This window comes from Salmonella sp. SJTUF15581 (genome assembly GCF_043356775.1).
Taxonomy (GTDB): domain Bacteria; phylum Pseudomonadota; class Gammaproteobacteria; order Enterobacterales; family Enterobacteriaceae; genus Salmonella; species Salmonella enterica.
Map to the genome: position 1 here is coordinate 87,102 of NZ_JBEUJY010000006.1, position 22,476 is coordinate 109,577.

The window sequence follows — 22,476 nt, forward strand, 5'->3', positions numbered from 1 at the left end:
GCCTGACATGTCCGCACAAACCCAGGCCGCTCCGGCCATGAACCTGTTTGAACGTTACCTGAGCGTCTGGGTTGCGCTCTGCATCGCCATCGGTATTCTGCTCGGGCAGGTAATGCCGGGCGTCTTTCGCGTTATCGGCGGTCTGGAGATTGCCCGCGTCAATTTGCCGGTCGGTTTACTTATCTGGGTAATGATTATTCCGATGCTGCTGCGCATTGATTTCGGGGCTTTGGGGCAGGTCAAAGCGCACTGGCGCGGGATCGGCGTAACGTTGTTTATCAACTGGCTGGTTAAACCATTCTCAATGGCGCTGCTCGGCTGGCTGTTTATCCGTTATTTATTTGCGCCGTGGCTGCCAGCCGATCAGCTTGACAGCTACATTGCCGGGCTTATTCTGCTGGCCGCCGCGCCCTGTACGGCAATGGTGTTTGTCTGGAGCCGACTCACCAACGGCGACCCTTATTTCACGCTGTCGCAGGTGGCGCTGAACGATGCCATCATGATTTTCGCCTTTGCGCCGATTGTTGGGCTGTTGCTCGGCTTGTCCTCAATCATCGTGCCGTGGGCCACCCTGTTAACCTCCGTGGTACTGTACATCGTTGTGCCGGTTATTCTGGCCCAGCTCTGGCGTAAGGCCCTGCTACGCAAGGGGCAAGCGGCATTCGATAATGCGCTGACGAAAATCGGCCCGTGGTCAATGGCGGCATTACTGGCAACGCTGGTGTTACTGTTTGCGTTTCAGGGCGAAGCCATTCTGCAACAGCCGCTGGTCATTGCCCTGCTGGCGGTGCCAATTCTGATTCAGGTGCTGTTTAACTCGGCACTGGCCTATGGGTTGAATCGACTGGTGGGCGAAAAGCACAATATTGCCTGTCCATCCAGCCTGATCGGCGCATCGAACTTCTTTGAACTGGCTGTCGCAGCGGCAATCAGCCTGTTTGGTTTTCATTCCGGTGCGGCGCTGGCGACCGTGGTTGGGGTGCTCATTGAGGTGCCGGTGATGCTGCTGGTTGTGCGGGTGGTGAATCGTTCGAAAGGGTGGTATGAGAGAGCTTAGCGGAGATATTATCCCTCTCTAATTATCCGTTCGCGGCAAACATTCAGGCAGTTTCTCAAGGGGCAGGGCCGGGTAATGCTGTGTTTCAGGCGGCGTGAACTCACCATCCAGATTTTGCGCAGGGTTCGACCTGATTAACTGTTTTTTCACCGCATAGGGGCCAAAAGCCAGCTTCTTCTCTTTCCCGTCAATGCGGTACTTCATGTACCAGAGTTTCGAGCCGTTAGGTTTGATCAGCAGGTAGAGTCCTGAACTGTCGGTAATCTTGAAGGATTTCTCGGGGGGGTTGATCTTGCGGATAGCGGTATCGGTTAATGCCATCGGCGGGGGCTCCATTTCTCAACGAACCGCGAGGCCCCCGATTAAGTTCCCAAAAACTATGGGTGTCAAAAAACCCGGCAAACCTTATCAGGTTAACCGGGTAAAGATAAGTTCTTGTTTTTTGAACGTCTCCGGACTCACCAGGATGTCCCGAAACTAAAATCTGGCTCCTCTGACTGGACTCGAACCAGTGACATACGGATTAACAGTCCGCCGTTCTACCGACTGAACTACAGAGGAATCGTGTGGGGTCGTATATTAGCGGCGGAAAAATTTTTGTCAAACCCCATTTAACGCCTTACAGATTCGATTGCGGGTTATCTCATCACTTTGTTGCATTTGCAGACATTTTTTCTGCAAAAAGCTTTGCAGCCTTACGATTTCTCGCTCATTATTGAAATGTGGTTTCAACTCTCTTCTTTAAGGTCCATTTTGAACGTCTCCACTGCCTTACGCCAGGCTGTCGTCCGTACGCCCTGGTATGCCAAACGCAAGAGCTACAAAGTGTTGTTCTGGCGTGAAATCACCCCACTTGCTATCCCTATTTTTCTGGAAAATACCTGTGTTTTGCTAATGGGCGTGCTCAGTACTTTTCTCGTCAGTTGGCTGGGCAAGGAAGCAATGGCGGGCGTGGGGCTTGCCGACAGTTTTAATATGGTAATTATGGCTTTTTTTGCGGCTATCGATCTTGGTACTACGGTGGTGGTTGCCTTTAGCCTGGGCAAGCGCGACAGGCGACGGGCAAGGGCGGCGGCGCGCCAGTCGCTGGTGATTATGACGCTATTTGCCGTTGTGCTGGCAGTGGTCATTCATTATTTCGGCAGTGAAATTATTAATATTGTCGCAGGCGAGGCGACGCCAGAAGTAAAGGGGCTGGCGTTAACGTACCTTGAACTGACGGTGCTGAGTTATCCGGCTGCGGCAATTGCGCTAATCGGTAGCGGCGCACTGCGTGGGGCAGGGAATACGAAAATCCCGTTGATGATTAACGGCGGGATGAACATTCTCAATATTATCATCAGCAGCATCCTGATTTACGGGGCTTTCTCCTGGCAAGGGCTGGGTTTTGCCGGCGCGGGGCTGGGATTAACCATTTCGCGCTACATCGGCGCGGTAGCGATTATTTGGGTGCTGATGATTGGTTTTAATCCGGCGCTGCGCATTCCGCTGAAAAGCTATCTGAAGCCGCTGAATTTCGGCATTATCTGGGAAGTGATGGGTATCGGTATTCCGGCGAGCATTGAATCAGTGCTGTTCAACGGTGGCAAACTACTGACGCAAATGTTTGTCGCCGGAATGGGCACTAACGTTATCGCGGGTAACTTTATTGCCTTTTCCGTGGCGGCGCTTATCAACCTGCCGGGTAACGCCCTTGGTTCGGCGTCGACTATTATCACCGGTAAGCGTCTTGGTACCGGACAAATTGGTCAGGCAGAGCGTCAACTGCGCCATGTATTCTGGATGTCGACTATCGTACTTACGGCAATCGCCTGGGGGACAGCGCCGTTCGCGGGTCTGTTTGCCTCATTTTATACCCAGGAGCAGGACGTAAAAGAGGTAGTGAAAGTTCTGCTCTGGCTTAATGCTGCCTTTATGCCAATTTGGGCGGCCGCGTGGGTGCTGCCGTCGGGTTTTAAAGGCGCGCGCGATGTGCGATTTGCGATGTGGGTATCGATGCTGGGGATGTGGGGCTGTCGCGTTGTGGCAGGGTATACGCTTGGTATTGTGCTGGGTATGGGGGTTGTAGGGGTTTGGCTGGGGATGTTTCTTGACTGGGCCGTGCGCGGCGCACTGTTTTACTGGCGTCTGGTAAGCGGGCGCTGGCTGTGGAGATACCCGCGCGTAAAGAGGGAGTAAGCGCTTTTTGCTGTGAAAATCATCAGGAAACGGTGAATTTTAACCGAAGTGTGGAATAAAGCAGCAAACGAACTTTTTTTGTGAAAACAGGCTTTGACAAGCCAGGGGCACCTCGTTAATATTCGCCCCGTTCACACGATTCCTCTGTAGTTCAGTCGGTAGAACGGCGGACTGTTAATCCGTATGTCACTGGTTCGAGTCCAGTCAGAGGAGCCAGATTTTAGTTTCGGGATATCCCAGCGAGTCCGGAGACGTTTAAAAAAAACAATAACTTATCTTTACCCGGTTGATCTGATAAGGTTTACCGGGTTTTTTGACATCCATGGTTTTTGGGGGCTTAATCGGGGGCCTCACGGTTCGTTGGAAAAATGGAGCCCCCACGTATGGCATTAACCGATACCGCTATCCGCAAGATCAAACCCGTATCAGTATGCTGACATATAGATGTGTTCGGTTCAAACGGAGCGATCACACAAGCTTGCCAGGTGATGCCCCTGGTGGGAATCGCGACTGTCTCTTTCATCTGATTTCAGATATTTCCCGTGATCTTGATCCGTTCTTTCCCAAAAGATTGATTTCTTTCATTCGAAACAAGGCTGTACAATAAGTAAACCAAAATAGCAACTATAGAGTTTCTAATGGATACAGTAGAAGAACTAAATGGAACATACTTCTATGCAGGAAAATCCAATCTGACTGCTGCCGAACTTCTGTTTATGATTTTTTGTGAGAATACCGCAAGCCAGTTTGGGATTGGTGTTGCAGATTTCGGGGCCGTTGTTGCTCTGCTATCAGGTCGTAATAATCTCTGGACAAGGGCGAAACCCGCTGGAGCGACTAAAGGCACATCATACGCGTCCAGGACTGCACGTGCAGTGTTTAAAAAGTCAAAATTTCCCTTTGGAATATCCCTTCCGACATGGTTAGGCGGTTACACCCCATGGACAGCCAGACGTGTTATGGTTCGTAACATTGCGCCGTTTGTTGGACGTTCCATTCCTTTGATCGGGGAAATTATCCTTGCCGCAGATGTGTCACAAATAACATATCGCACTATACGCGACTACAATACCATTGCTCGGGGCAATGATAAGTTATGGTAGACAATATTGAACAGCAAGTTTACGAGCTTGTACGGCCTTATGCTGGCACATATCTTTTCAACATTAAGCAAGTGGAATTAACACCAGAGATTGACCTTGATACTGATCTGAGCATTGATGAACTTGAAGCCGAAGATCTCATGAATAAATTCTTCGAGAAACTCAATGTCGAGCGAGGTAACTTCAGAATAGAAACCTATTTTCCTAATCACCCTTTTTCATGGCATCCGTTCAAGAAAACGGAGCCTGTACCCGTCCCAGATTTCACTATCAGCATGCTGATCGAGTCAGCAAAAGCCGGGAAATGGTTATATGACTAATTGTAATGAACTTAACAAATGGCTGTACCAGTACCCTTCTTTTGAGCGATGATGGTGGCGCTAAGATAGTTCTCTTTTCTTTTTAAAGGGTTCATGTTTACTGCCGCCACCCTTACGCTAACCCCTTTAGTTTCCTCCTTTGCTGTCATACTATCGAATGACGTGCCTCACCTGTGAACGCTAAGGAGAATAATATGGAAAATAAAGGCACAAACCTGACGCCCGAGCAGGCGCTGGAGCGCCTGGAGGAGCTGTACGAGCAGTCGGTTAACGCGCTCCGTGAAGCCATCGCTGACTATGTTGATAACGGTACGCTGCCCGATCCCCACGCCAGGCTTAACGGACTGTTTGTTTATCCTTCGCTGTCTGTAAGCTGGGATGGCGCGACACCGAACCCGCCTAAAACACGCGCTTTTGGACGCTTTACTCATCCTGGCTGTTATACCACTACCGTTACGCGGCCTGCGCTATTTCGCGCTTATCTTCTGGAACAGCTTAATCTCGTTTACCATGATTATGGCGCGCATATTGCGGTGGAGGCCTCGCACCATGAGATCCCGTATCCTTACGTGATCGATGGCTCGGCTCTGACGCTGGATCGTTCTATGAGCGCTGGGCTAACGCGCCATTTTCCTACCACAGAACTGGCGCAGATTGGCGATGAGACAGCAGACGGTCTGTTCCACCCCGGCGAATTCTATCCGTTATCGCACTTCGACGCGCGTCGTGTTGACTTCTCGTTGGCCCGGTTACGGCACTATACCGGTACGCCGGTTGAACATTTTCAGCCCTTCGTTTTGTTTACCAACTACACCCGCTATGTCGATGAGTTTGTGCGCTGGGGATGCAGCCAAATTCTTGATCCTGACAGTCCCTATGTCGCGCTTTCCTGTGCTGGCGGAATTTGGATCACGGCAGAAACGGAAGCGCCGGAAGAGGCTATTTCCGATCTGGCCTGGAAGAAGCATCAGATGCCCGCCTGGCACCTGGTAACGGCAGATGGGCAGGGGATTACGCTGGTAAATATCGGTGTCGGCCCTTCAAATGCTAAAACGATTTGCGACCATTTGGCCGTGTTGCGGCCTGACGTCTGGCTTATGATTGGGCACTGTGGAGGGTTACGAGAAAGTCAGGCGATTGGCGATTATGTGCTGGCCCATGCCTACTTACGCGATGATCATGTGCTGGATGCCGTTCTGCCGCCTGATATTCCTATTCCAAGCATTGCGGAAGTACAGCGTGCGCTGTACGACGCTACCAAAGCGGTTAGCGGAATGCCCGGCGAAGAGGTGAAACAGCGACTGCGCACGGGAACGGTCGTCACCACGGATGATCGTAACTGGGAGCTTCGTTATTCCGCATCGGCGCTGCGATTCAACCTTAGCCGCGCGGTCGCGATTGATATGGAGAGCGCGACGATTGCAGCCCAGGGCTATCGCTTCCGCGTGCCTTACGGCACGCTGCTTTGTGTTTCTGACAAACCTTTACACGGTGAAATTAAACTGCCCGGGCAGGCAAACCGGTTTTATGAGGGGGCTATTTCAGAACATTTGCAAATTGGTATTCGTGCTATTGATTTACTACGCGCAGAAGGTGATCGTTTGCACTCACGTAAATTACGCACGTTTAATGAGCCACCGTTTCGCTAACGAAATGAGCTGTCGCCTGCTGTTGGACAGGAGTGGAAGAGGCGTATTTATGTGATATGAAAAGCGGCTGAATGAAGCCTTAGCGGGAGGCGATTTTGCATCCCGCCAAGGCCTTATTGTGCCGCGAGCTTCATCACCATCGCCGGATACCTGCCGCCGATAATCGCGTCTACGCCAGGAAACGCGCCGGAAGGCGAAAACATTGCGTCGCACTTCACGCTCCTTGAGCGCCTGACCCACAAGCCCGGATTAACAAGCAGATACCGACCGTGAGAAGCGGTCAGCTTAAAGGGGTGTCAGAAGGCTTGATACTGAGGATTTTCGCGTTGGACAGGGATATAGGGTGGTCACGTCATTATCGAACTCATAGCGCCACGAGTGGCGCGCAAAGCTGGCGCACGTCGGTAAAGCGCACCAGCCGGTGCTCGCCGTTCCATTCAAATCGGTGCTCCCGGCACTGCGCCTTGCCCCAGCGGTCAGCGATGGGATTGCCGAACTCGCCGTACTCATAGTGGTGGTCTGCCCTGTAGCAGCAGGCGGTCGCCTTTGACTTTCGCCTGATGCTCGCCACCTTCGGGCGGCATGTTCATGCCCAGCAGGTTGTCGTCGTCGTCAAAGCTGAACTCCTCGTGCAGGGCGTTCCAGCGCGGGTCTTCCGGCAGGCGGTGTTGGGTCAACATTAATATCTTGCGGTAATCTCTGTGGGTTTGGATTCGAATTTACGTTAGTGCGTGTGACCGGTAAATCCCGCGACGATCTGCAGGCAGCGATGGCGCTGGTGCGCGGCGGCAATCTGGGCCAGCCGTTCCAGTTCAAAAACTTCCGCGATTGATTTTTCCCGCCCGCCGCCTTCCCGCATGTGAGAAAGGTGGCAGGGCGGGTAAATCGATTAAGGCATGGCTTTTTTAGGCTCTGCGGCCTTGTTATACAACGCCTGAATCAGCGCCTGCTGTTCCGCTCCCGGTATGATACCCAATCTGTGAAAAATATTCCCAATCTGATAAAGCTGCTGATTACCGGTGTCGTCCTGGCGGGTAATCGACGCCTGCGTGGTTAATTTTTTCAGCGTAAAGGTAATATGTTCCTGACACTCGGGCGTGTTTTCAGCACAAATCTGGCGTAACAGCATCAGGTTTTTATTATCGACCCTATCTGCGTTAATCATCAATTCCCTTGCCTGACTCCACTGTTTTGCATTCATGTAGTGGTCGATCATCGCCTCCTCTTCGAGAGAGGGAACGTGCTGGTGTAACACCCGTTTGGCATTCACCGTGTCGTTGCCATAGCCGTAAAGCTCCGCAAGTCTTTGAAAGGAACGCGACATATCTTCATCAGGCCAGGCTTTTGCCTGGCTGAGGTAAATCGCCTCGGCGCTGACGGCTAATTTTTGCGCTGCCTCAGGATGACCAATTTCTTCGAGTACTTCACCCATTTCATTTGTTGCATCTTCCCATTCGGCGAACGTCAGGGTTTGCGCCTCGGCGGAGAGGGTTGCGATATGCTTTTCCGCCACAGCATTCTGCTTATGCTGAAAGAGATTCTTCAGCGCTTTGATTTTGTACTCGTAGCAATACCTGTCGTCGTAGCAGGTATATTCCGGCGCGCTCATCAGCAAATCGATACGCTTATTCATCAGCGCAACATCATCAAGCTTGCTTAATAAATCAATCAGCTCCCTTTCAATGCGCGGTGAAGGGGCAAAATTGAATATTTTATCGACCTGCGTCACATAGGTTGAAAGCGTCTCTTGATAATTCTGTGTCAGCTCGTTTTTCTTATAAAAAGAGAGCAATCCCGATAATGAATACTGGAAATAGCTTCCTTTATTGCCGGTTGCTTTGCGCAATCTCGCAGACAACGCCATCGCCTTCTCTTTATTACCCGTGGCGTAATAGATCTCCATCAGATCGAGATACTCCTGATAACGGTAGGCTTCAGCACTCGGTTGTTGAGCAATAGCCGTATCAAACATTTTCAGCGCGCTATCTGCGTAAACCAACGCCTTTGCGGTGTCGCCCTTGGCATGGTACTGCTTCGCAATAATAAGCAGCATTTTTAGCTGAGTATAAGGAACAACAATTTTATCAGCGTAATTTTCATTATAAATAGCGGCGGTTTTATCAGGCTCTGAGTGCCAGGATTCTAAAACCGTGGCTAAATAAAAATTCCTCGCGTCGGCATTTTTGCTAAGAAGGGCTAAGGCTTTTTCAGGCTGTTTGCGATTAACCCAGCCATCAACGTAGCTCTCGTAGGCGGTAATGCTCGACGGTTTATCGAGACCAATTTTGGACAGGAAAACCATCGCGGCATCCGGGCTATTATTTTCAGCGATCCACGAGGCCTCATGGTTTAGCGAAAACTTCGCATCATTCGATTGTGTGTCCAGCTTTTTCAGTAATGCATCCGCACGGCTCATCAGGCCGTACATAAACAGTTCCCTGTGTAATTCAAACCAGGCTGCCTGCGATTTAAAAGTGGTGTTTTCATTTAAAGGGACGGCATTTTGCAGTTTCTGTTCGACAACTGACCAGACATCAGGCGATTGCTGACTTTGTGCAACGCTCTGATAAGAGTAAAAAACCGTGGCGGCTGTGAGTAATGTGGCGAATTTAAATTTCATAGCAACGTGTATCCTTTCAGTTCCGTTTGAATAGCCTCTTTACAGCAAAGTCATATTTACTTAGTTTGAGGCGTTAATTCCTTTAAGGCTGCCAGTGCAGGTTTGACGCCGCCTTTTACCGCCGCTGTAAGATGAAGTTTGGCTTTGTTGAGGTCTTTCTCAACGCCATCACCATTCCTGTACATGAGTCCAAGGTTATAGTGCGCCTGAGCATTTCCCTGGTCAGCGGATTTTTTAATCCACTTATAGGCTTCCGGCAGGTTTTTCGGCATTCCTTCGCCGATAAGATTTAAATATCCCACTTCTAACTGCGCATCACTTTCGCCAAGCTCTGCCGCTTTGAATAAATAGGAGAGATATTTTTTGCTGTCTTGCGCTACGCCATCACCGTCGTTGTACGCATAGGCCAAAAAGAGAAGCGCGCCGGGATGATTTTGCTCTGCGGACTGAGTTAACCATTTCATCGCCGCATCGTAGTTTGTGCATTCAAACTCATACTTACCTAAATGATATTGCGCAGTGCTGTCACCCTGCTTTGCCTTATTGGTGACGTCAGTCGGCGCATATAGCTCTGAAAGCTCTTTATCGTTGTGGTAACAACGGATGTATTTTATGCCGTCTTCATCATAGGCTTCTTCTGTACCTTCCTTGTCGCCATCGACATAGGGCAGCGCACTTAAGACCTTACCCGTACGATCGTTAAACTCTCTTTTCAGGCCGTTTCTTTCATCATTAGCAAACATAACCTCTTCAACAAGTTTACCGGTACGTTCGCTCCAGCGGCGATCGGCTCCCTGCTTTTTATCGTCTTTATATTCGGTGGTATAGGTGAGTTTGCCCTGTTCATTCCAGTGCTTAGCGTCCCCATTTAGCATACCGTTTTTATAGGGATAGACTGATTCGCGGTGACCATTTTCGTACCACTTTTCGGAATCCCCGTCTAACACATCATGTTTATACATTTTGGATGAGGCAGGCTGTCCGTTGCTGAACCATTCTTTGACCGCACCATGTTTACGGCCTTCACTATCAAAAGAGGATTCTTCTTTGGGATGCCCATTTCCATACCAGCTCTGAGCAGAAAGCTGTTTGCCATTTTTATAGGTCGCTTTAGAAAGGAGTTTGCCCTCTTCACTGTATTGTTCGAACGTTCCGTCGTTTTCACCTTGGTTATTTCTGTGGTAAACACCACGAATTTTACCGGTAGAATAATATTCCGTACTGGTGCCGACAATGGCGCCTTTACTGTATGAATATTTCTCCTTTATTTTCCCATCAGGGAAATATTCAAATGCCGGGCCTTCCAGTTTCTGATTTAAATAGCTGTGTTTTTGTTTTAAAACGCCGTTATCATAAAAATGTGGGCATTCGCCATCTTTAATTTTACCTTGGGCAAAGTAACGTTTACTTTCAACGGCTCCGTTTTCATGGTATACGATATATTCCCCTTCGGGTTGACCATCTTTAAACGTCAGCGTTTCCGCTATTTTGTCTTTTTCATCAAAGTAAGTTTCAGCTTTTCCGTCACGCTTATTTTGCGCATTATAATGATAAATACTTTTGAGATTGCCGCTTTCATAGAAAGATTTAAATACAGAAACACGTTGTCGGTTAGCGAAGTTTTTTTCGTTGGTATAGCCTTCAAAGGCTATCTGTTTACTTTGCATCACCTCCCCTGTTTCTTCTGAGGATTCCAGATACCAGCCGGTGACTTTCCATAATTTTTTCTCTTTGTCATAGGGGAGGGGCATATGGACTACTGTTGTTGCCTGACGTTTAACCGTCGGTTGCAGTTCATCATCCAGCCACAAGTCAGACGATCTTTTCATGTATTCGGCACCGCACAGCGCTTCGGTACATAGCTCGATTCCAGTCAGCATGGGCGTGCCGCCAGCATCGCACTGATCGACCGTCAGGTAAAAATAACGGTCATCGAGAATAGCTGGTCTTAAACTGCGCATTTTATTAATATATTCTTCTGTCGTCAGTCCCATTGATTCTGCGCGCGCAGAAAGGGTATTAGTATTACAGGGTGTTTTATCTTTAAAATAATAACGGTCGGCGAGTAAAAGTTTCAGGTCACTGCTAATGGCGGTTTTATTAAAATCGATATTTTCAATTTGGGCGATGAAATTAACGGGTTTGGGTTCTGTACTGAGGGATTGTTTTGCACATATATTCGCGCAATATAATGAAACTATAATTGTTATGAATGTTTTCTTCAAGATGTTCTCCTTGTATGAATAATAACTCCCTGAAACTTATTTCATGCTATAGAAACAAAGAGTTAATGTAAAGGATGCGAGGAGCATATTCTGGCAGGAGAGAGTTTGCTTCAGTTACCAGTAAGAATAATTTAAGTATCACGAGCGCGTTGTTTTTAATTTGATAATAACGCGCTGATGATTATTAACGATTATATACCCAATAAACCTCAAGATGCGGGAGTGAGCACCTGAAAGTGATCTTTAATTCGGGATGTCAGTGAGTCCGCTATATCCGGCAGCGTCTGGTTAAAAAAGACAGATATTGCGTCCCTGAACTCTCACGTACTGCTGAAGTAGCGATTATTCCGGGCATGTTCGTTCATTAATTTCCACATTCGTTCTATCGGATTCAGGTTTGGACTGTAAGGGGGAAGGTAATGCAGCCTGATATTTACCACCTCCGCCCAGTCTTTCACTAACTGTGAACGGTGGTAACCTGCTCCATCCGCTGCTCGCTCTTAGCCAACTGTCAAATTTGCCCATACACCTGCGCCACATACCGCCCACGCCCGTCCCCATGCCCCAGATCCATCGCCACAATTGCCAGCGCTTCTTTCCTGTTGAACCCCTGCGCCAGATAGTGACTAATGGCATCCTGCGCCCACGCATAACGCAGGGAATGCGGAGAATATGCGCCAGTCAGACCAATACGCGCCGCCTGGTTGTGCCAGTAGTCCATCGCGCTTTTCAGATCCGGTTTGTCGATCAGTCGGCCATGACAGCTTTCTGCAATAGCCAGCGCATTATCCAGCGCTTTTCTGACAGCTATAGTATCCAGAATCACCGTTTCGCGGGGCCGTCCGCCTTTGGTGCCGAACACCACGGTTAAGCGCGTATCGCTGCGTTCAACGGCCTGTTTCCACGTTTTCAGCGATTGCACGCTCTGCACCGCTTCCTGTGAACGTAAGCCCATCAGCCTCGCCAGTTCCAGCGCCGCCGCCAGTCCCGGATCTTTCATGCGGGCCGTCTCCAACACATGATGATAATGTTCCGGCGTGATCGCCTGTCGCGTACCGTTGCGCGATGCACCAGACAGCCCCAGCGATTTATTGGTCAGTCGCTCATGCTCTGCCACCTGCTTACGTCTGGCCTGTTGCAGCACTGCTCGTAACGAGGCCATTTCATTTTGCAGCGTGCGTTTGCCGATCCCCTGCGCCAACCTTTCATGAATATAGCTTTCAATGTGGCGCACCTTAATCTGCGCAACCCGCTGGATATGGACGTTCAAAGCCCGTAAGTGGTGATCGAAACGTTGCACGATATGAATGCGATCGTGCACCGTTTTATGGCTACCGCCACAGTGCTTTGCCAGTGCCTTCATTTCACCACCTAACTTGCCCATACACTTCTCCTGTGATTTTGAGAACACAAACAGTCTCCGGCGTATGCTTTTTGGCTGCGCCAGAACGATACCTTTACGCCGGAGTGGCAGTTTGTTGAGGTATAGGGAGTTTCAGACTGTACGCGGTACAGGCTGCCTGCATGAGCAGAAATTCTCCGGGGCATCATGCCCCCCCTCGGTATCGATCTTTTTCTCTTCTTTCTTGCTGACAGCGGCCCCAAAAAGGCGTGTCAGATTCGGGAATGAACGCCGGAACCCCGAAAACAGGGGCATGGCGCGGTGTAGTGGTTGTGCGTCACTTTGTCGCTTTGCGCGACGAAAGTGACGCACTGGTCGAGTGCAGTACGCGAAAGATCGCAGACTCTGGTGTTGTTTTACGGTCACGCGGCAGCAAAGCCGGACGTCTTTACAGGCCGCAGCCCGTAAAGTAAAAGGCGTTGATGTGGTAACGGGTGCCGGGTGGAATCGCTTCCGTCACGGTGCAGCATTGACCAGAGATCTGGCGCAGGTACCATCGAGATACTCTTTCAGTTCTTTGGTACCGAACGTGTCGATAGCCCGCTGAGCTGCGCCGAGATTAGACGCCAGCTTGTCACCGCCAATGTCTTTATCGGCTTTAACTGCCGCAGCCCAGTCTTCTGTTTGCTTCTGCCATGACTCCGCTTGCTATTGTTGCACTCCCGCCAGCACTTTCGGATAGACGTCCACCAGCTTCTGCGACTGCTCTTGCGTCAGGTTCAGTTCACGCGCCACTGGTTCGAACTGCGCCAGCGCGCTGGTATCGAGTTCCTGACCTTCAGGGGCGGAGAACGCGTATTTCTCCGGCGCGCCGGGCGGCGTTTCTTCTTTCGGTGGAGTGGGCTTATTGGGATCGGCGGGTGGGTCGTGTGGTTTTTCAGAAGCGGGACCATCTGACGGTGGATCGGCGGGTGGATTTTCTGACGATTTTCCTGTACCCGGATCGGTCTGCGTGCCGCCAGCGGTATCGGTTAATGCCATAGGAGGGGGCTCCATTTACTCAACGAACCGTGAGGCCCCGATTAAGCCCCCAAAAACCATGGATGTCAAAAAAACCGGTAAACCTTCTCAGGTCAACCGGGTAAAGATAAGTTATTGTTTTTTTAAACGTCTCCGGACTCGCTGGGATATCCCGAAACTAAAATTTGGCTCCTCTGACTGGACTCGAACCAGTGACATACGGATTAACAGTCCGCCGTTCTACCGACTGAACTACAGAGGAATCGTGTGAACGGGGCGCATAGTAACGATGTGCGATCGGCTTGTCAAAGGGGGAAATAAGATTGCGCGTTTGTTTGCTGACAAAAACAACAAAGCGTTGAAGTTTTGATCTAATTTCTACTTTGCCCCGGCATGGCGCAACTTTGTCTGTAATTGCACAAGTCAAATGCTGTGACCTTACCGCAATGGCTATGTACCAGCGTCTGATGAAACGTGAAAAACTGGCAGGCACTTGGCAAATAATTCTGAGACATAACGCCGTAGAGATTAAGGGCAGGGGGCAGAATGAACTTTAGACGTGAGATATTTTGTGAAAATGGTTGATACAGGCAGTCTGACGCCGGTAGCGGAAATGGCAGATAAATTTCTGGTGCAGGCGAAAAGATTTCCGTCAATATCATAGGCAGAATTATGGCGCATCAGCTTTTGGCGACGACACGGAACGAGCGGGTTTTATCGCGCTTTTCCTGAAGGATTTTTTCATCAGCCTGTTATTTGCGTTCGGGTCAATCCCCTGAGCCAGCAGCCTTTTGGCCTCGTCACGGCGTTGTCTGGCATCAGCAAGCGATATAGCAAGGTAAACCCCAATAGAAAACACCTTCTGTTTGCCATCGAAGCGATAGCCTGACTGCCAGTATTTTGAATCGATAGAGGCCAAACCCGTCAGCGAGCTTGACGGCCTTTTCCGCTGGTCTGGCATTTTTTACTTTAGTATCAGTCAGTGACATGACGGTTCCCTCCGCGTGCTGGTAAAACGCAAATCGAACCAGCTTTATCAGCAAAAGGGTATGGCTGCGAGTGGTTTTTAGTGAACGAGAGTGAACCTGAAGAAAGGGATAATCGATTGATATAAATACAGAAAGCAGACGTCAGTAAACGTCTGCTTTCCTTAATTTGGCTCCTCTGACTGGACTCGAACCAGTGACATACGGATTAACAGTCCGCCGTTCTACCGACTGAACTACAGAGGAATTGTTTCAACGAGGCGCATAATACTGGGCCGGCTATAACGTGTCAACAGTAAAATTAACGCGCCAATTCAATTGGTTAATTAACCCACAAAGTGAGGAATTAATGTTCGGATTCCTCGCCGTAGTCGCCTTCGGCAGCGCTTACCCGTAAGCGCTGAGAAGGATCCTGGCGATAAAACTGGCAAAAACGCTGCCATAGTGCCGGGAAACGTGGAGCAAACAGTTCTGGCGCGCTGAAAAAATACTCTGACAACACGGCAAAACATTCTGCAGGGTCGGTGGCGGCATAGGCATCTATACTGGCAGCGCTTTCGCCAACAAGGTCGATTTCATCCTGAATATTATTCATTGCCGCGTGGAGATCGTGTTCCCAGCCAGCCACATCGCGCAACGGGATGAAAGGGATGCCGCTGGCGCGATCGCCATTACGCATATCCAGTTTGTGCGCGACTTCATGAATAATGAGGTTGAAACCCGAAGCATCGAACGAGTCCTGGATATCCAGCCAGTTCAGAATGATGGGCCCTTGTTGCCAGCTTTGCCCCGACTGTACGACACGCTGGCTGTGCACCAGACCTATGTCATCTTCCCATTCATCATCTACCACAAAGGGCGCGGGATAAATGAGCACTTCATGAAAACCATCAAGCCACTCAATACCGAGCTCCAGGATCGGTAAGCAAAAAATTAACGCAATACGTGCACTTTTTAACGAGTCGAGCTCAAATCCCTGTAGCGCTACCAGTCTTTTCTGCTGCAAAAAACGTTCGGCTAGCGCAATAAGCCGAGCCTGTTCTTGCGCGGTGAGGTTTACCAGAAGAGGTATAGCTAGCGCATCATCCCACGGCCAGTCTTCGTTCTGGGCTATTTCTTGTGCTTTCCAGGGCCACTTAATCATCGTTTTGCTCGTAAACTCGTCACTTGAACAAAATTACCCGAATAGGGTCTGTTAAAATGCCAAATTACCTGGCATCATTGCAATATACGGAGAGATGCCGGAGCGGCTGAACGGACCGGTCTCGAAAACCGGAGTAGGGGCAACTCTACCGGGGGTTCAAATCCCCCTCTCTCCGCCAATCATTCAACAAAATCAATCACTGACAAAGCGTTTTTGATTTCGTCATACATAAATCCCTGCATTAAAATTTCTTTCACTCGCTCGATTTTTCTTACTACTGATGCTGTTTTTTACCATTTTGCTGCGCGTCGGGCATCCACTTTTATCTTCTTTAGCTCACAAGCTCACACTCTTTTGCAACGCCCATCTCACATCTCTGGTGACAAAACAGTTTAACTGCCGTTGCTTCACACGGATCTTGTAAGGGTATCTTAAAGGAAATGGATTGCTGGAGGATGGAGGAAAAGAGGCGAAATCTTTTTCAGTGGTGATACCGCCTCCCCTGGACATGAGCTTGCCAGAACCTACGCGGTAAATCCTACGACACGAAGCCACGCGCAATTTTATGCGAAAACGCTGGCAATAGCCTTGCTGACTGATGCAAGCTATCTAAAATCGCTTGAAGATGACATCATGCAAAACAATCGCTTAAAAGACTCACCTGTTGATAAGCATGTTGAGGACGAAAAGAAGAAGAAAAATGCAGCCAGGTAAAAAGGGTTACGTTCGCCGTAAGCGAACGTGATCGCATCCAGCCTTAACGAACCTTTTTCCGTTCATCTCCCTTCATGTTTTTCAAAAAACTCTTTTATGGATGCCCCTAAAACGTCATACGCGAATTCGCTATTATTGTTCCCGTCGCGACAACATAGAGATTACGTAAAAAAACAGAGGGCAGACATTGAAAAATATTGGAAATAACGTAAAACGATTTGTCCGTGTTTTTTATTTGTCATTTAAACTTACAGAAATGGCTGTACTGCTATCAGTATAAAGATAATTTCAGTTGTCCAGATAAATCATTTTTAAAACTATTTGTATTAACAGGGTTTATTCATTTATTGAATGGATGCGTGCTCGTTTGGTTTTGTCATCTTGACGCTTTGAGATCACATATTCTATTCTATCATAGACAGCAGGGAAAATTAGCTGCTGGGATCGATTTTTGATTAATAAAATACTGGATGGAACCACGATGCAATTACCAGAACAGGATGAGTTTTTTGATTTTTTTGCTGCCAATGATGATGAACAAGCCTCTTTAAGGCGTAAGTTTTTTTTGGAGAAACATAAAGAGCCGTGGCTGTCTGAGTCTGCATTAGAGGACTACCAGGCGCTGTTTATGAGTATCTACGGAATTAATATTGACTGGAAAGAGGGAACTTTTAGCCTGCTTGAGGCACTTTCAGATAATCAGGGAGAGAAGCCTGTCACGGTCAAATTCGATTATGACAGTGAGATTGAAACAGCAACGATAAATTTGGTTGATACGCAGTATGTGTTTCATCACTACCCAATGGGAAGTGATGGTTTTGATACAGAACTGGTGCGCATTGAGCATATATTGGCTAATAGTGGATATAGTTTGCGGGTATATCAGAACAGCACTTTTAGTGATACATTATCGTTCTTACTCATTCCGTCAGATGAGTGGAAACGTGTTGAACAGCGTTATAGCCCAGAGCATATTTCTGCATACTTCGTTCCGTATGGAAAACAACTTGTTATTCCTGAGGTTGCTGCTCCGGTCGTAAATTATGTGCCATCCGTTAAACAAGAAACATCAAATGTCCCTGCGTTGTTTAATGCTCGGGGTATCCGTGTTTATTTTTTAAGTATAATGCTAATCGCATTTGCAATTTATATTTTGTGGAATATCCTGACGAAAATAGAACCTTTATCATCAGGCCAACCTGCTGGCTGTGAAAATGTACAAAATTTATACTCAAAATTACGTCCAGAAGTAGCCGAGCCATTAAAAGAAAAAATGCGTAAGAGTTTGGGCTGTAAATGATAAATTTTCAGTTTAAGAAAATTACACTAATGGATAGGTCATAGAGATATATTTAATTTGATATTGTGTGATCGAAATAGTAATAACAGATAATATACATATTCTTGCGGTGGTGGATGAAGCGATTTTTATCTTATTTGTACAGGAAAAGAAAAAGAGTTTTTTTAGTTACTATGACTCTTATTAATTTTGTTGCCGCAAATCAAAAATACTACGCTTTTAATTTGTTGTCAGTGTTTATCATGGTGTTCTGGTCAGTTATCCTTATTTCCAATATGCAAACTGATATTAATCATAATGAAAAATAAAACTATTTTTTGTGTCTGTTATATTTTTAGTAAATCCATGAAGCTCGCTGTACCCCATCGGGATTCACAGTGATGTCACTCGCGGCGACTTAACGCCGTCGTCCTCGGTAATCATCGCACCCGGCCTGTTGCCCGAAATGTTCCCCTGTAGACATGGGCGCTGGGCAGAAGATTAATTGCTGTCAGGGAAACGCGCTGGCGCGTGGCGATAACTTACGCTGCGGGACTGTCGACGCTGTACAGAAAATCTGGCCTCCAGACTGGCTTAAATATGCTCACATGACAATACAACCGGAAAATTTACAAAACCCATAATTTGAACTGAGAGAGAAACTTACAAACGAAGCGACGAAGATTTAAACAGCCGTAGCGACTCCGGTATCTTGCGCGCATGTTCAAATAATGCTACTGTATATAAAAACAGTATTCGAGGTATGGATTATGGAATTTTTCAGACCTACAGAGTTGCGCGAAATTATTCCTCTCCCATTTTTCAGTTACTTAGTGCCGTGTGGATTCCCCAGCCCCGCGGCGGACTACATTGAGCAGCGTATCGATCTTAATGAGTTGCTCGTTTCTCATCCCAACTCAACATATTTTGTCAAAGCCACGGGTGATTCAATGATTGAAGCAGGCATCAGCGACGGCGACCTGCTGGTGGTGGATAGCTCACGGAACGCTGACCACGGTGACATTGTAATTGCGGCAATTGAAGGAGAGTTCACCGTAAAACGGTTGCAGTTGCGCCCGACAGTGCAGTTAATCCCCATGAACGGCGCCTATCGACCCATACCTGTCGGCAGTGAAGACACGCTCGACATATTCGGGGTGGTGACCTTTATCATTAAAGCGGTCAGTTGATTATGTTCGCGCTCTGCGATGTTAATAGCTTTTACGCTTCCTGCGAAACGGTCTTTCGTCCTGATTTATGTGGCCGACCGGTGGTGGTGTTATCAAACAATGATGGCTGCGTTATCGCGTGTAGCGCCGAGGCGAAGCAGCTCGGTATCGCACCAGGTGAGCCATACTTCAAACAGAAAGAACGCTTCCGGCGATCCGGTGTTGTTTGCTTCAGCAGTAATTACGAGCTTTACGCTGATATGTCGAACCGGGTAATGACCACACTCGAGGAGATGGTGCCGCGGGTAGAAATTTACAGCATTGATGAGGCTTTTTGTGATCTAACGGGGGTACGAAACTGCCGGGATCTGACAGATTTCGGGCGCGAGATAAGAGCGACGGTCCTGAAGCGCACGCACCTGACTGTCGGTGTAGGCATTGCCCAGACGAAAACCCTTGCCAAGCTGGCTAACCATGCTGCGAAAAAGTGGCAGCGCCAGACCGACGGGGTGGTTGACTTGTCGAACATCGACCGCCAGCGTCGGCTGCTGGCCCTGATACCCGTAGAGGATGTCTGGGGTGTCGGCAGACGCATCAGTAAGAAGCTCAATGCCCTGGGCATCAAGACTGCTCTCGATCTCTCTGAACAAAGTACCTGGATCATCAGGAAACACTTCAATGTCGTGCTGGAGCGTACCGTGAGAGAGCTTCGCGGAGAGCCATGTCTGGAGCTTGAAGAGTTTGCGCCGGCAAAGCAGGAAATCGTTTGTAGCCGCTCTTTCGGCGAGCGGGTCACAGACTATGAGGAAATGCGCCAGGCTATTTACAGCTACGCTGCGCGCGCGGCAGAAAAACTCCGCGGCGAGCACCAGTACTGCCGTTTCATCTCAACATTCGTCAAAACATCCCCCTTTGCCCTGAACGAGCCCTACTACGGTAACAGCGCCGCGGTGACGCTTCTCACCCCCACGCAGGATTCACGCGACATTATCAATGCGGCTGTGAAATGCCTGGATAAAATCTGGCGCGACGGCCATCGCTACCAGAAAGCGGGGGTGATGCTGGGTGACTTCTTCAGTCAGGGCGTAGCGCAACTCAACCTTTTCGACGATAACGCGCCGCGCGCCGGTAGTGCGAAGTTGATGGAAGTACTGGACCATCTTAACGCAAAAGACGGGAAGGGGACGCTGTACTTCGCCGGGCAGGGGATGTCGCAACAGTGGGCTATGAAGCGAGAAATGCTTTCGCCTCGGTACACCACAAGATACTCTGATCTACTGCGTGTTAAGTAACTTGTGCGATCAATGCCTGAGATAGTTGCCAAATCATCCCCGTTCTCTAACCGGTTTTGGTCACACAAGATCACAGGAACCTCTCACGATGAGGCGCATGTATCCTGGTTTACGACATCAGGAAATGTGGCGCGTTTATTGCAAGGTAGGCGTTGTGAGACGTCACTTATTTACGCCAGGTTTCAGCCGTAGCGACGGGCATGGATAAAAAGAGTATGGCAATCAGCGTGATAATGCTAAAAAACAATTAATATTTTTTTAACAAAACTAAAGCTTGCTATGTGCAGTTAACCATGCGTTAATGGTTGTGCGGTTTGATACAAACTTATCTGAAGTAGTGATTGTAATATTTCTCATCATTTGTTCCTCTTGAGATCTCCTTTAGGTTTTTTTCTCTCTGATAATTTTCTTCAGGCCATTTTGCCCAAGGGCTCATTCGAAAGGTAACAATATTATGACGACGAAAATCACTGGTTTAGTAAAATGGTTTAACCCTGAAAAGGGCTTTGGTTTCATTACGCCTAAAGATGGCAGCAAAGATGTGTTTGTGCATTTTTCCGCCATTCAAAGTAATGAATTCCGCACTCTGAATGAAAATCAGGAAGTGGAGTTTTCAGTAGAGCAGGGACCAAAAGGTCCATCAGCGGTTAACGTTGTGGCGCTTTAAGGCAACTGATATTACTAATAAAATTCACTTCCGGTGTCCATGTTGCCATGGTTCACAATACAGAACATCGACATTCGATGTTACTGAGCAAAACCCGTTTGGCGCGAAATGTATTTTTTGTAAGTCAACCATGATCACTTTTGATAATGTTGGATTATACATTCGCTCAGGGCAGGTTCCGCTAGATTTTAGAAAATAATTCATATTAGCTCCGTATCGGAGCTTTTTTATGCCCGATGATTATCATCTATAGACGCTGACATTCATCATCTATAGTGGCATTTACCTTTCCCCAAAGGTGTTATTTCTCTTGCAGACAGCGCCTGAAAAGAGCGACGTTGTCTTCATCTATCCGATGAAGCCAGGTCACCTGTCTTTGCGCCGTTATCCGTTATTTAATTCTTGCCCTATAATAACAAGCCCGTGCTAAGCACGGGCTTGAATAACATAAAGCGTCTTAGAACTGGTAGACCAGACCAACACCTACGATATCATCAGTTGCAATACCGTTGTTTGTGTAGAAGTCATCATCTTCGTCCAGCAGGTTGATTTTATAATCAACGTAGGTGGACATATTTTTGTTGAAGTAGTAAGTCATACCGACGTCAACATATTTAACCAGATCTTTGTCGGTGTAACGATAGTTACCATGGCTATCCATATCCTGGCCGCCTAAATCTTTGCCCTTAGACTGCAAGTAGGCGATGGACGGACGCAGACCGAAATCGAACTGATACTGTGCAACCACTTCAAAGTTCTGGGTTTTGTTAGCGATACCGCCGCCACCCAACTTACCGTCTGCAGAGTGATAGTCGCTGTCTCCATAAGAGGTCATATTGCGGGTTTCAGAGTACATCGCCGCCAGGTATACGTCATAGGCGTCATATTTGACACCTACGGTCCAGGCTTCGGCAGTTTCACCGCCGGCATCATTGTTGCCATAGTAACGATGACCATCACCATATCCATTACCTACTTGGGCATCGGTACGGTCAGAACTTGAATAAGCAGCTCCCAGGCTTAACCCGAAGTCAAAGTCATAAGAGGTAGAGAGGCCGAAACCGTCACCGTTTTCTTTATTTGTACCGCGGTTAGTTCCATTACCGGAGCCTTCCTGGCCAAATCCGTTATTGCCACTTTCGTTATTACCCTGGTATTGCAGCGCGAAGTTCCAGCCTTCCACCAGGCCGAAGAAGTCGGTGTTACGATAGGTGGCCAGGCCGTTAGCACGCTGAAGCATATATACATCTGTCTGGGTGTAAGAGTCGCCGCCGAATTCCGGCAGCACATCGGTCCAGGCTTCAACGTCGTAGATAACACCATAGTTACGGCCATAATCGAAAGAGCCGTACTCGCCGAATTTCAGACCGGCAAAGCCCAGACGAGTCCAGGATGTATCCCTGTTACCTTCAGTGCCACTCGCCTGCATGTTGTATTCCCACTGACCATAGCCGGTCAGCATATCGTTGATCTGCGTTTCGCCTTTAAAGCCAATACGGGCGTAGGACTGGTCGCCGTCGCTGCCTGCATCGTCAGAGAAGTAACGCAGACCATCAACTTTGCCGTACAGGTCGAGTTTGTTGCCATTTTTATTATAAACTTCAGCCGCATTTGCTGCGCCTGCCACTAATAACGCCGGGACAAGCAGTGCCAGAACTTTTCTGTTCATTATGTATTCCCTTATGATAATAATTTATATGAATATGTAGCC

At 48.4% G+C, this 22,476-nt stretch carries 17 protein-coding genes, 5 tRNA genes and 6 pseudogenes; 14 read left to right on the forward strand and 14 right to left on the reverse strand.

The genetic code is table 11. The annotated features are described in order from the left end of the window. Positions 1-7 precede the first annotated feature (7 nt). Positions 8-1,057, forward strand: coding sequence for an ACR3 family arsenite efflux transporter (arsB, locus tag ABVN36_RS12480; protein ID WP_001276038.1), 1,050 nt, complete (start codon positions 8-10; stop codon positions 1,055-1,057). Between the two features lie 18 nt (positions 1,058-1,075). Here the strand turns inward: arsB and ABVN36_RS12485 are convergent, their stop codons facing one another. After that, entirely contained in the window at positions 1,076-1,378 is a 303-nt protein-coding gene (locus ABVN36_RS12485) for an Arm DNA-binding domain-containing protein (protein WP_023137984.1), read from the reverse strand. Positions 1,379-1,542: 164 nt separating this feature from the next. Then, positions 1,543-1,618: transfer RNA gene (locus tag ABVN36_RS12490), tRNA-Asn, on the reverse strand. A 159-nt stretch (positions 1,619-1,777) separates the two neighbouring features. Between ABVN36_RS12490 and ABVN36_RS12495 the strand changes: the two genes are divergently transcribed. From ABVN36_RS12495 to ABVN36_RS12510, 4 genes are all read left to right on the forward strand, one after another. Next, complete coding sequence (locus ABVN36_RS12495; RefSeq protein WP_001538409.1) at positions 1,778-3,235, forward strand: EmmdR/YeeO family multidrug/toxin efflux MATE transporter; 1,458 nt, start codon at positions 1,778-1,780, stop codon at positions 3,233-3,235. Between the two features lie 140 nt (positions 3,236-3,375). Continuing rightward, positions 3,376-3,451: transfer RNA gene (locus ABVN36_RS12500), tRNA-Asn, on the forward strand. Between the two features lie 422 nt (positions 3,452-3,873). Next, complete coding sequence (locus ABVN36_RS12505) at positions 3,874-4,338, forward strand: STM2901 family protein (RefSeq protein ID WP_000381834.1); 465 nt, start codon at positions 3,874-3,876, stop codon at positions 4,336-4,338. Beyond that, positions 4,332-4,658 carry a DUF1493 family protein gene (locus ABVN36_RS12510; RefSeq protein WP_000228159.1) on the forward strand — a complete coding sequence of 109 codons (327 nt, stop codon included), beginning with the start codon at positions 4,332-4,334 and terminating at the stop codon, positions 4,656-4,658. The genes ABVN36_RS12505 and ABVN36_RS12510 overlap by 7 nt, the downstream gene beginning before the upstream one ends. Here the strand turns inward: ABVN36_RS12510 and ABVN36_RS12515 are convergent. After that, a pseudogene (locus ABVN36_RS12515) lies at positions 4,647-4,807 on the reverse strand (cytoplasmic protein). The gene ABVN36_RS12510 and the pseudogene ABVN36_RS12515 overlap by 12 nt on opposite strands. A gap of 45 nt (positions 4,808-4,852) precedes the next feature. Here ABVN36_RS12515 and ABVN36_RS12520 point away from each other — a divergent pair. After that, on the forward strand, positions 4,853-6,307 hold the full coding sequence (locus ABVN36_RS12520; RefSeq protein ID WP_000428200.1) for an AMP nucleosidase: 1,455 nt from the start codon (positions 4,853-4,855) through the stop codon (positions 6,305-6,307). A 506-nt stretch (positions 6,308-6,813) separates the two neighbouring features. On the opposite strand, the gene ABVN36_RS12525 is transcribed toward ABVN36_RS12520, so the two are convergent. Further along, on the reverse strand, positions 6,814-6,987 hold the full coding sequence (locus ABVN36_RS12525) for a hypothetical protein (RefSeq protein WP_000957535.1): 174 nt from the start codon (positions 6,985-6,987) through the stop codon (positions 6,814-6,816). A 47-nt stretch (positions 6,988-7,034) separates the two neighbouring features. Between ABVN36_RS12525 and ABVN36_RS12530 the strand changes: the two are divergent. After that, positions 7,035-7,139: pseudogene (locus tag ABVN36_RS12530) on the forward strand (DUF520 family protein); the annotation flags it as partial. 57 nt (positions 7,140-7,196) lie between these two features. On the opposite strand, the gene ABVN36_RS12535 reads toward ABVN36_RS12530, so the two are convergent. The 9 genes and pseudogenes from ABVN36_RS12535 to mtfA all read right to left on the reverse strand — a co-directional run bounded on the left by ABVN36_RS12535 (position 7,197) and on the right by mtfA (position 15,644). Continuing rightward, positions 7,197-8,927 (reverse strand): periplasmic protein, encoded by a 1,731-nt coding sequence (locus ABVN36_RS12535; protein ID WP_023137983.1) that lies wholly within the window; start codon positions 8,925-8,927, stop codon positions 7,197-7,199. A 56-nt stretch (positions 8,928-8,983) separates the two neighbouring features. Then, complete coding sequence (locus ABVN36_RS12540; protein WP_077908596.1) at positions 8,984-10,678, reverse strand: SEL1-like repeat protein; 1,695 nt, start codon at positions 10,676-10,678, stop codon at positions 8,984-8,986. A gap of 683 nt (positions 10,679-11,361) precedes the next feature. Continuing rightward, positions 11,362-11,640, reverse strand: a pseudogene (locus ABVN36_RS12545) (transposase); the annotation flags it as partial. Between the two features lie 23 nt (positions 11,641-11,663). Next, on the reverse strand, positions 11,664-12,536 hold the full coding sequence (locus ABVN36_RS12550; RefSeq protein WP_023137981.1) for an integrase domain-containing protein: 873 nt from the start codon (positions 12,534-12,536) through the stop codon (positions 11,664-11,666). A 474-nt stretch (positions 12,537-13,010) separates the two neighbouring features. After that, positions 13,011-13,535 (reverse strand): annotated as a pseudogene (locus ABVN36_RS12555) (peptidase). 165 nt (positions 13,536-13,700) lie between these two features. After that, positions 13,701-13,776 (reverse strand) — tRNA-Asn (locus ABVN36_RS12560). A gap of 421 nt (positions 13,777-14,197) precedes the next feature. Further along, positions 14,198-14,503, reverse strand: a pseudogene (locus ABVN36_RS12565) (Arm DNA-binding domain-containing protein); the annotation flags it as partial. Between the two features lie 167 nt (positions 14,504-14,670). Next, positions 14,671-14,746 (reverse strand) — tRNA-Asn (locus ABVN36_RS12570). A 100-nt stretch (positions 14,747-14,846) separates the two neighbouring features. Beyond that, positions 14,847-15,644 (reverse strand): DgsA anti-repressor MtfA, encoded by a 798-nt coding sequence (gene mtfA, locus ABVN36_RS12575; protein WP_023137978.1) that lies wholly within the window; start codon positions 15,642-15,644, stop codon positions 14,847-14,849. An 88-nt stretch (positions 15,645-15,732) separates the two neighbouring features. Between mtfA and ABVN36_RS12580 the strand changes: the two genes are divergently transcribed. The 7 genes and pseudogenes from ABVN36_RS12580 to ABVN36_RS12610 all read left to right on the forward strand — a co-directional run bounded on the left by ABVN36_RS12580 (position 15,733) and on the right by ABVN36_RS12610 (position 20,964). Continuing rightward, a tRNA-Ser gene (locus ABVN36_RS12580) sits at positions 15,733-15,822 on the forward strand. Positions 15,823-16,112: 290 nt separating this feature from the next. After that, positions 16,113-16,358, forward strand: a pseudogene (locus tag ABVN36_RS12585) (hypothetical protein); the annotation flags it as partial. A 481-nt stretch (positions 16,359-16,839) separates the two neighbouring features. Continuing rightward, entirely contained in the window at positions 16,840-17,658 is an 819-nt protein-coding gene (locus ABVN36_RS12590; protein WP_023137977.1) for a hypothetical protein, read from the forward strand. Between the two features lie 749 nt (positions 17,659-18,407). Further along, positions 18,408-18,827, forward strand: coding sequence for a translesion error-prone DNA polymerase V autoproteolytic subunit (locus tag ABVN36_RS12595; RefSeq protein ID WP_023137976.1), 420 nt, complete (start codon positions 18,408-18,410; stop codon positions 18,825-18,827). A 2-nt stretch (positions 18,828-18,829) separates the two neighbouring features. Beyond that, entirely contained in the window at positions 18,830-20,098 is a 1,269-nt protein-coding gene (locus ABVN36_RS12600; RefSeq protein ID WP_001728934.1) for a Y-family DNA polymerase, read from the forward strand. A 454-nt stretch (positions 20,099-20,552) separates the two neighbouring features. Then, positions 20,553-20,765, forward strand: a complete 213-nt coding sequence (locus tag ABVN36_RS12605) for a cold shock domain-containing protein (protein WP_000208509.1) — start codon at positions 20,553-20,555, stop codon at positions 20,763-20,765. A gap of 10 nt (positions 20,766-20,775) precedes the next feature. Next, positions 20,776-20,964, forward strand: coding sequence for a hypothetical protein (locus ABVN36_RS12610; RefSeq protein WP_024131163.1), 189 nt, complete (start codon positions 20,776-20,778; stop codon positions 20,962-20,964). A 258-nt stretch (positions 20,965-21,222) separates the two neighbouring features. On the opposite strand, the gene ompC is transcribed toward ABVN36_RS12610, so the two are convergent. Further along, positions 21,223-22,434, reverse strand: a complete 1,212-nt coding sequence (ompC, locus tag ABVN36_RS12615; protein ID WP_023137975.1) for a porin OmpC — start codon at positions 22,432-22,434, stop codon at positions 21,223-21,225. Positions 22,435-22,476: the final 42 nt, after the last annotated feature.

What these genes read in the sequence shown, in the direction of transcription:
- ABVN36_RS12595 (WP_023137976.1), top strand. Translation starts at nt 18,408, where the DNA reads ATGGAATTTTTCAGACCTACAGAGTTGCGCGAAATTATTCCTCTCCCA.
- ABVN36_RS12495 (WP_001538409.1), top strand. Translation starts at nt 1,778, where the DNA reads ATGTGGTTTCAACTCTCTTCTTTAAGGTCCATTTTGAACGTCTCCACT.
- ABVN36_RS12485 (WP_023137984.1), bottom strand. Translation starts at nt 1,378, where the DNA reads ATGGCATTAACCGATACCGCTATCCGCAAGATCAACCCCCCCGAGAAA.
- ompC (WP_023137975.1), bottom strand. Translation starts at nt 22,434, where the DNA reads ATGAACAGAAAAGTTCTGGCACTGCTTGTCCCGGCGTTATTAGTGGCA.
- ABVN36_RS12540 (WP_077908596.1), bottom strand. Translation starts at nt 10,678, where the DNA reads ATGCCCCTCCCCTATGACAAAGAGAAAAAATTATGGAAAGTCACCGGC.
- ABVN36_RS12505 (WP_000381834.1), top strand. Translation starts at nt 3,874, where the DNA reads ATGGATACAGTAGAAGAACTAAATGGAACATACTTCTATGCAGGAAAA.
- ABVN36_RS12550 (WP_023137981.1), bottom strand. Translation starts at nt 12,536, where the DNA reads ATGGGCAAGTTAGGTGGTGAAATGAAGGCACTGGCAAAGCACTGTGGC.
- ABVN36_RS12605 (WP_000208509.1), top strand. Translation starts at nt 20,553, where the DNA reads ATGACGACGAAAATCACTGGTTTAGTAAAATGGTTTAACCCTGAAAAG.
- mtfA (WP_023137978.1), bottom strand. Translation starts at nt 15,644, where the DNA reads ATGATTAAGTGGCCCTGGAAAGCACAAGAAATAGCCCAGAACGAAGAC.
- ABVN36_RS12600 (WP_001728934.1), top strand. Translation starts at nt 18,830, where the DNA reads ATGTTCGCGCTCTGCGATGTTAATAGCTTTTACGCTTCCTGCGAAACG.
- ABVN36_RS12525 (WP_000957535.1), bottom strand. Translation starts at nt 6,987, where the DNA reads ATGTTGACCCAACACCGCCTGCCGGAAGACCCGCGCTGGAACGCCCTG.
- ABVN36_RS12590 (WP_023137977.1), top strand. Translation starts at nt 16,840, where the DNA reads ATGCAATTACCAGAACAGGATGAGTTTTTTGATTTTTTTGCTGCCAAT.
- arsB (WP_001276038.1), top strand. Translation starts at nt 8, where the DNA reads ATGTCCGCACAAACCCAGGCCGCTCCGGCCATGAACCTGTTTGAACGT.
- ABVN36_RS12535 (WP_023137983.1), bottom strand. Translation starts at nt 8,927, where the DNA reads ATGAAATTTAAATTCGCCACATTACTCACAGCCGCCACGGTTTTTTAC.
- ABVN36_RS12520 (WP_000428200.1), top strand. Translation starts at nt 4,853, where the DNA reads ATGGAAAATAAAGGCACAAACCTGACGCCCGAGCAGGCGCTGGAGCGC.
- ABVN36_RS12510 (WP_000228159.1), top strand. Translation starts at nt 4,332, where the DNA reads ATGGTAGACAATATTGAACAGCAAGTTTACGAGCTTGTACGGCCTTAT.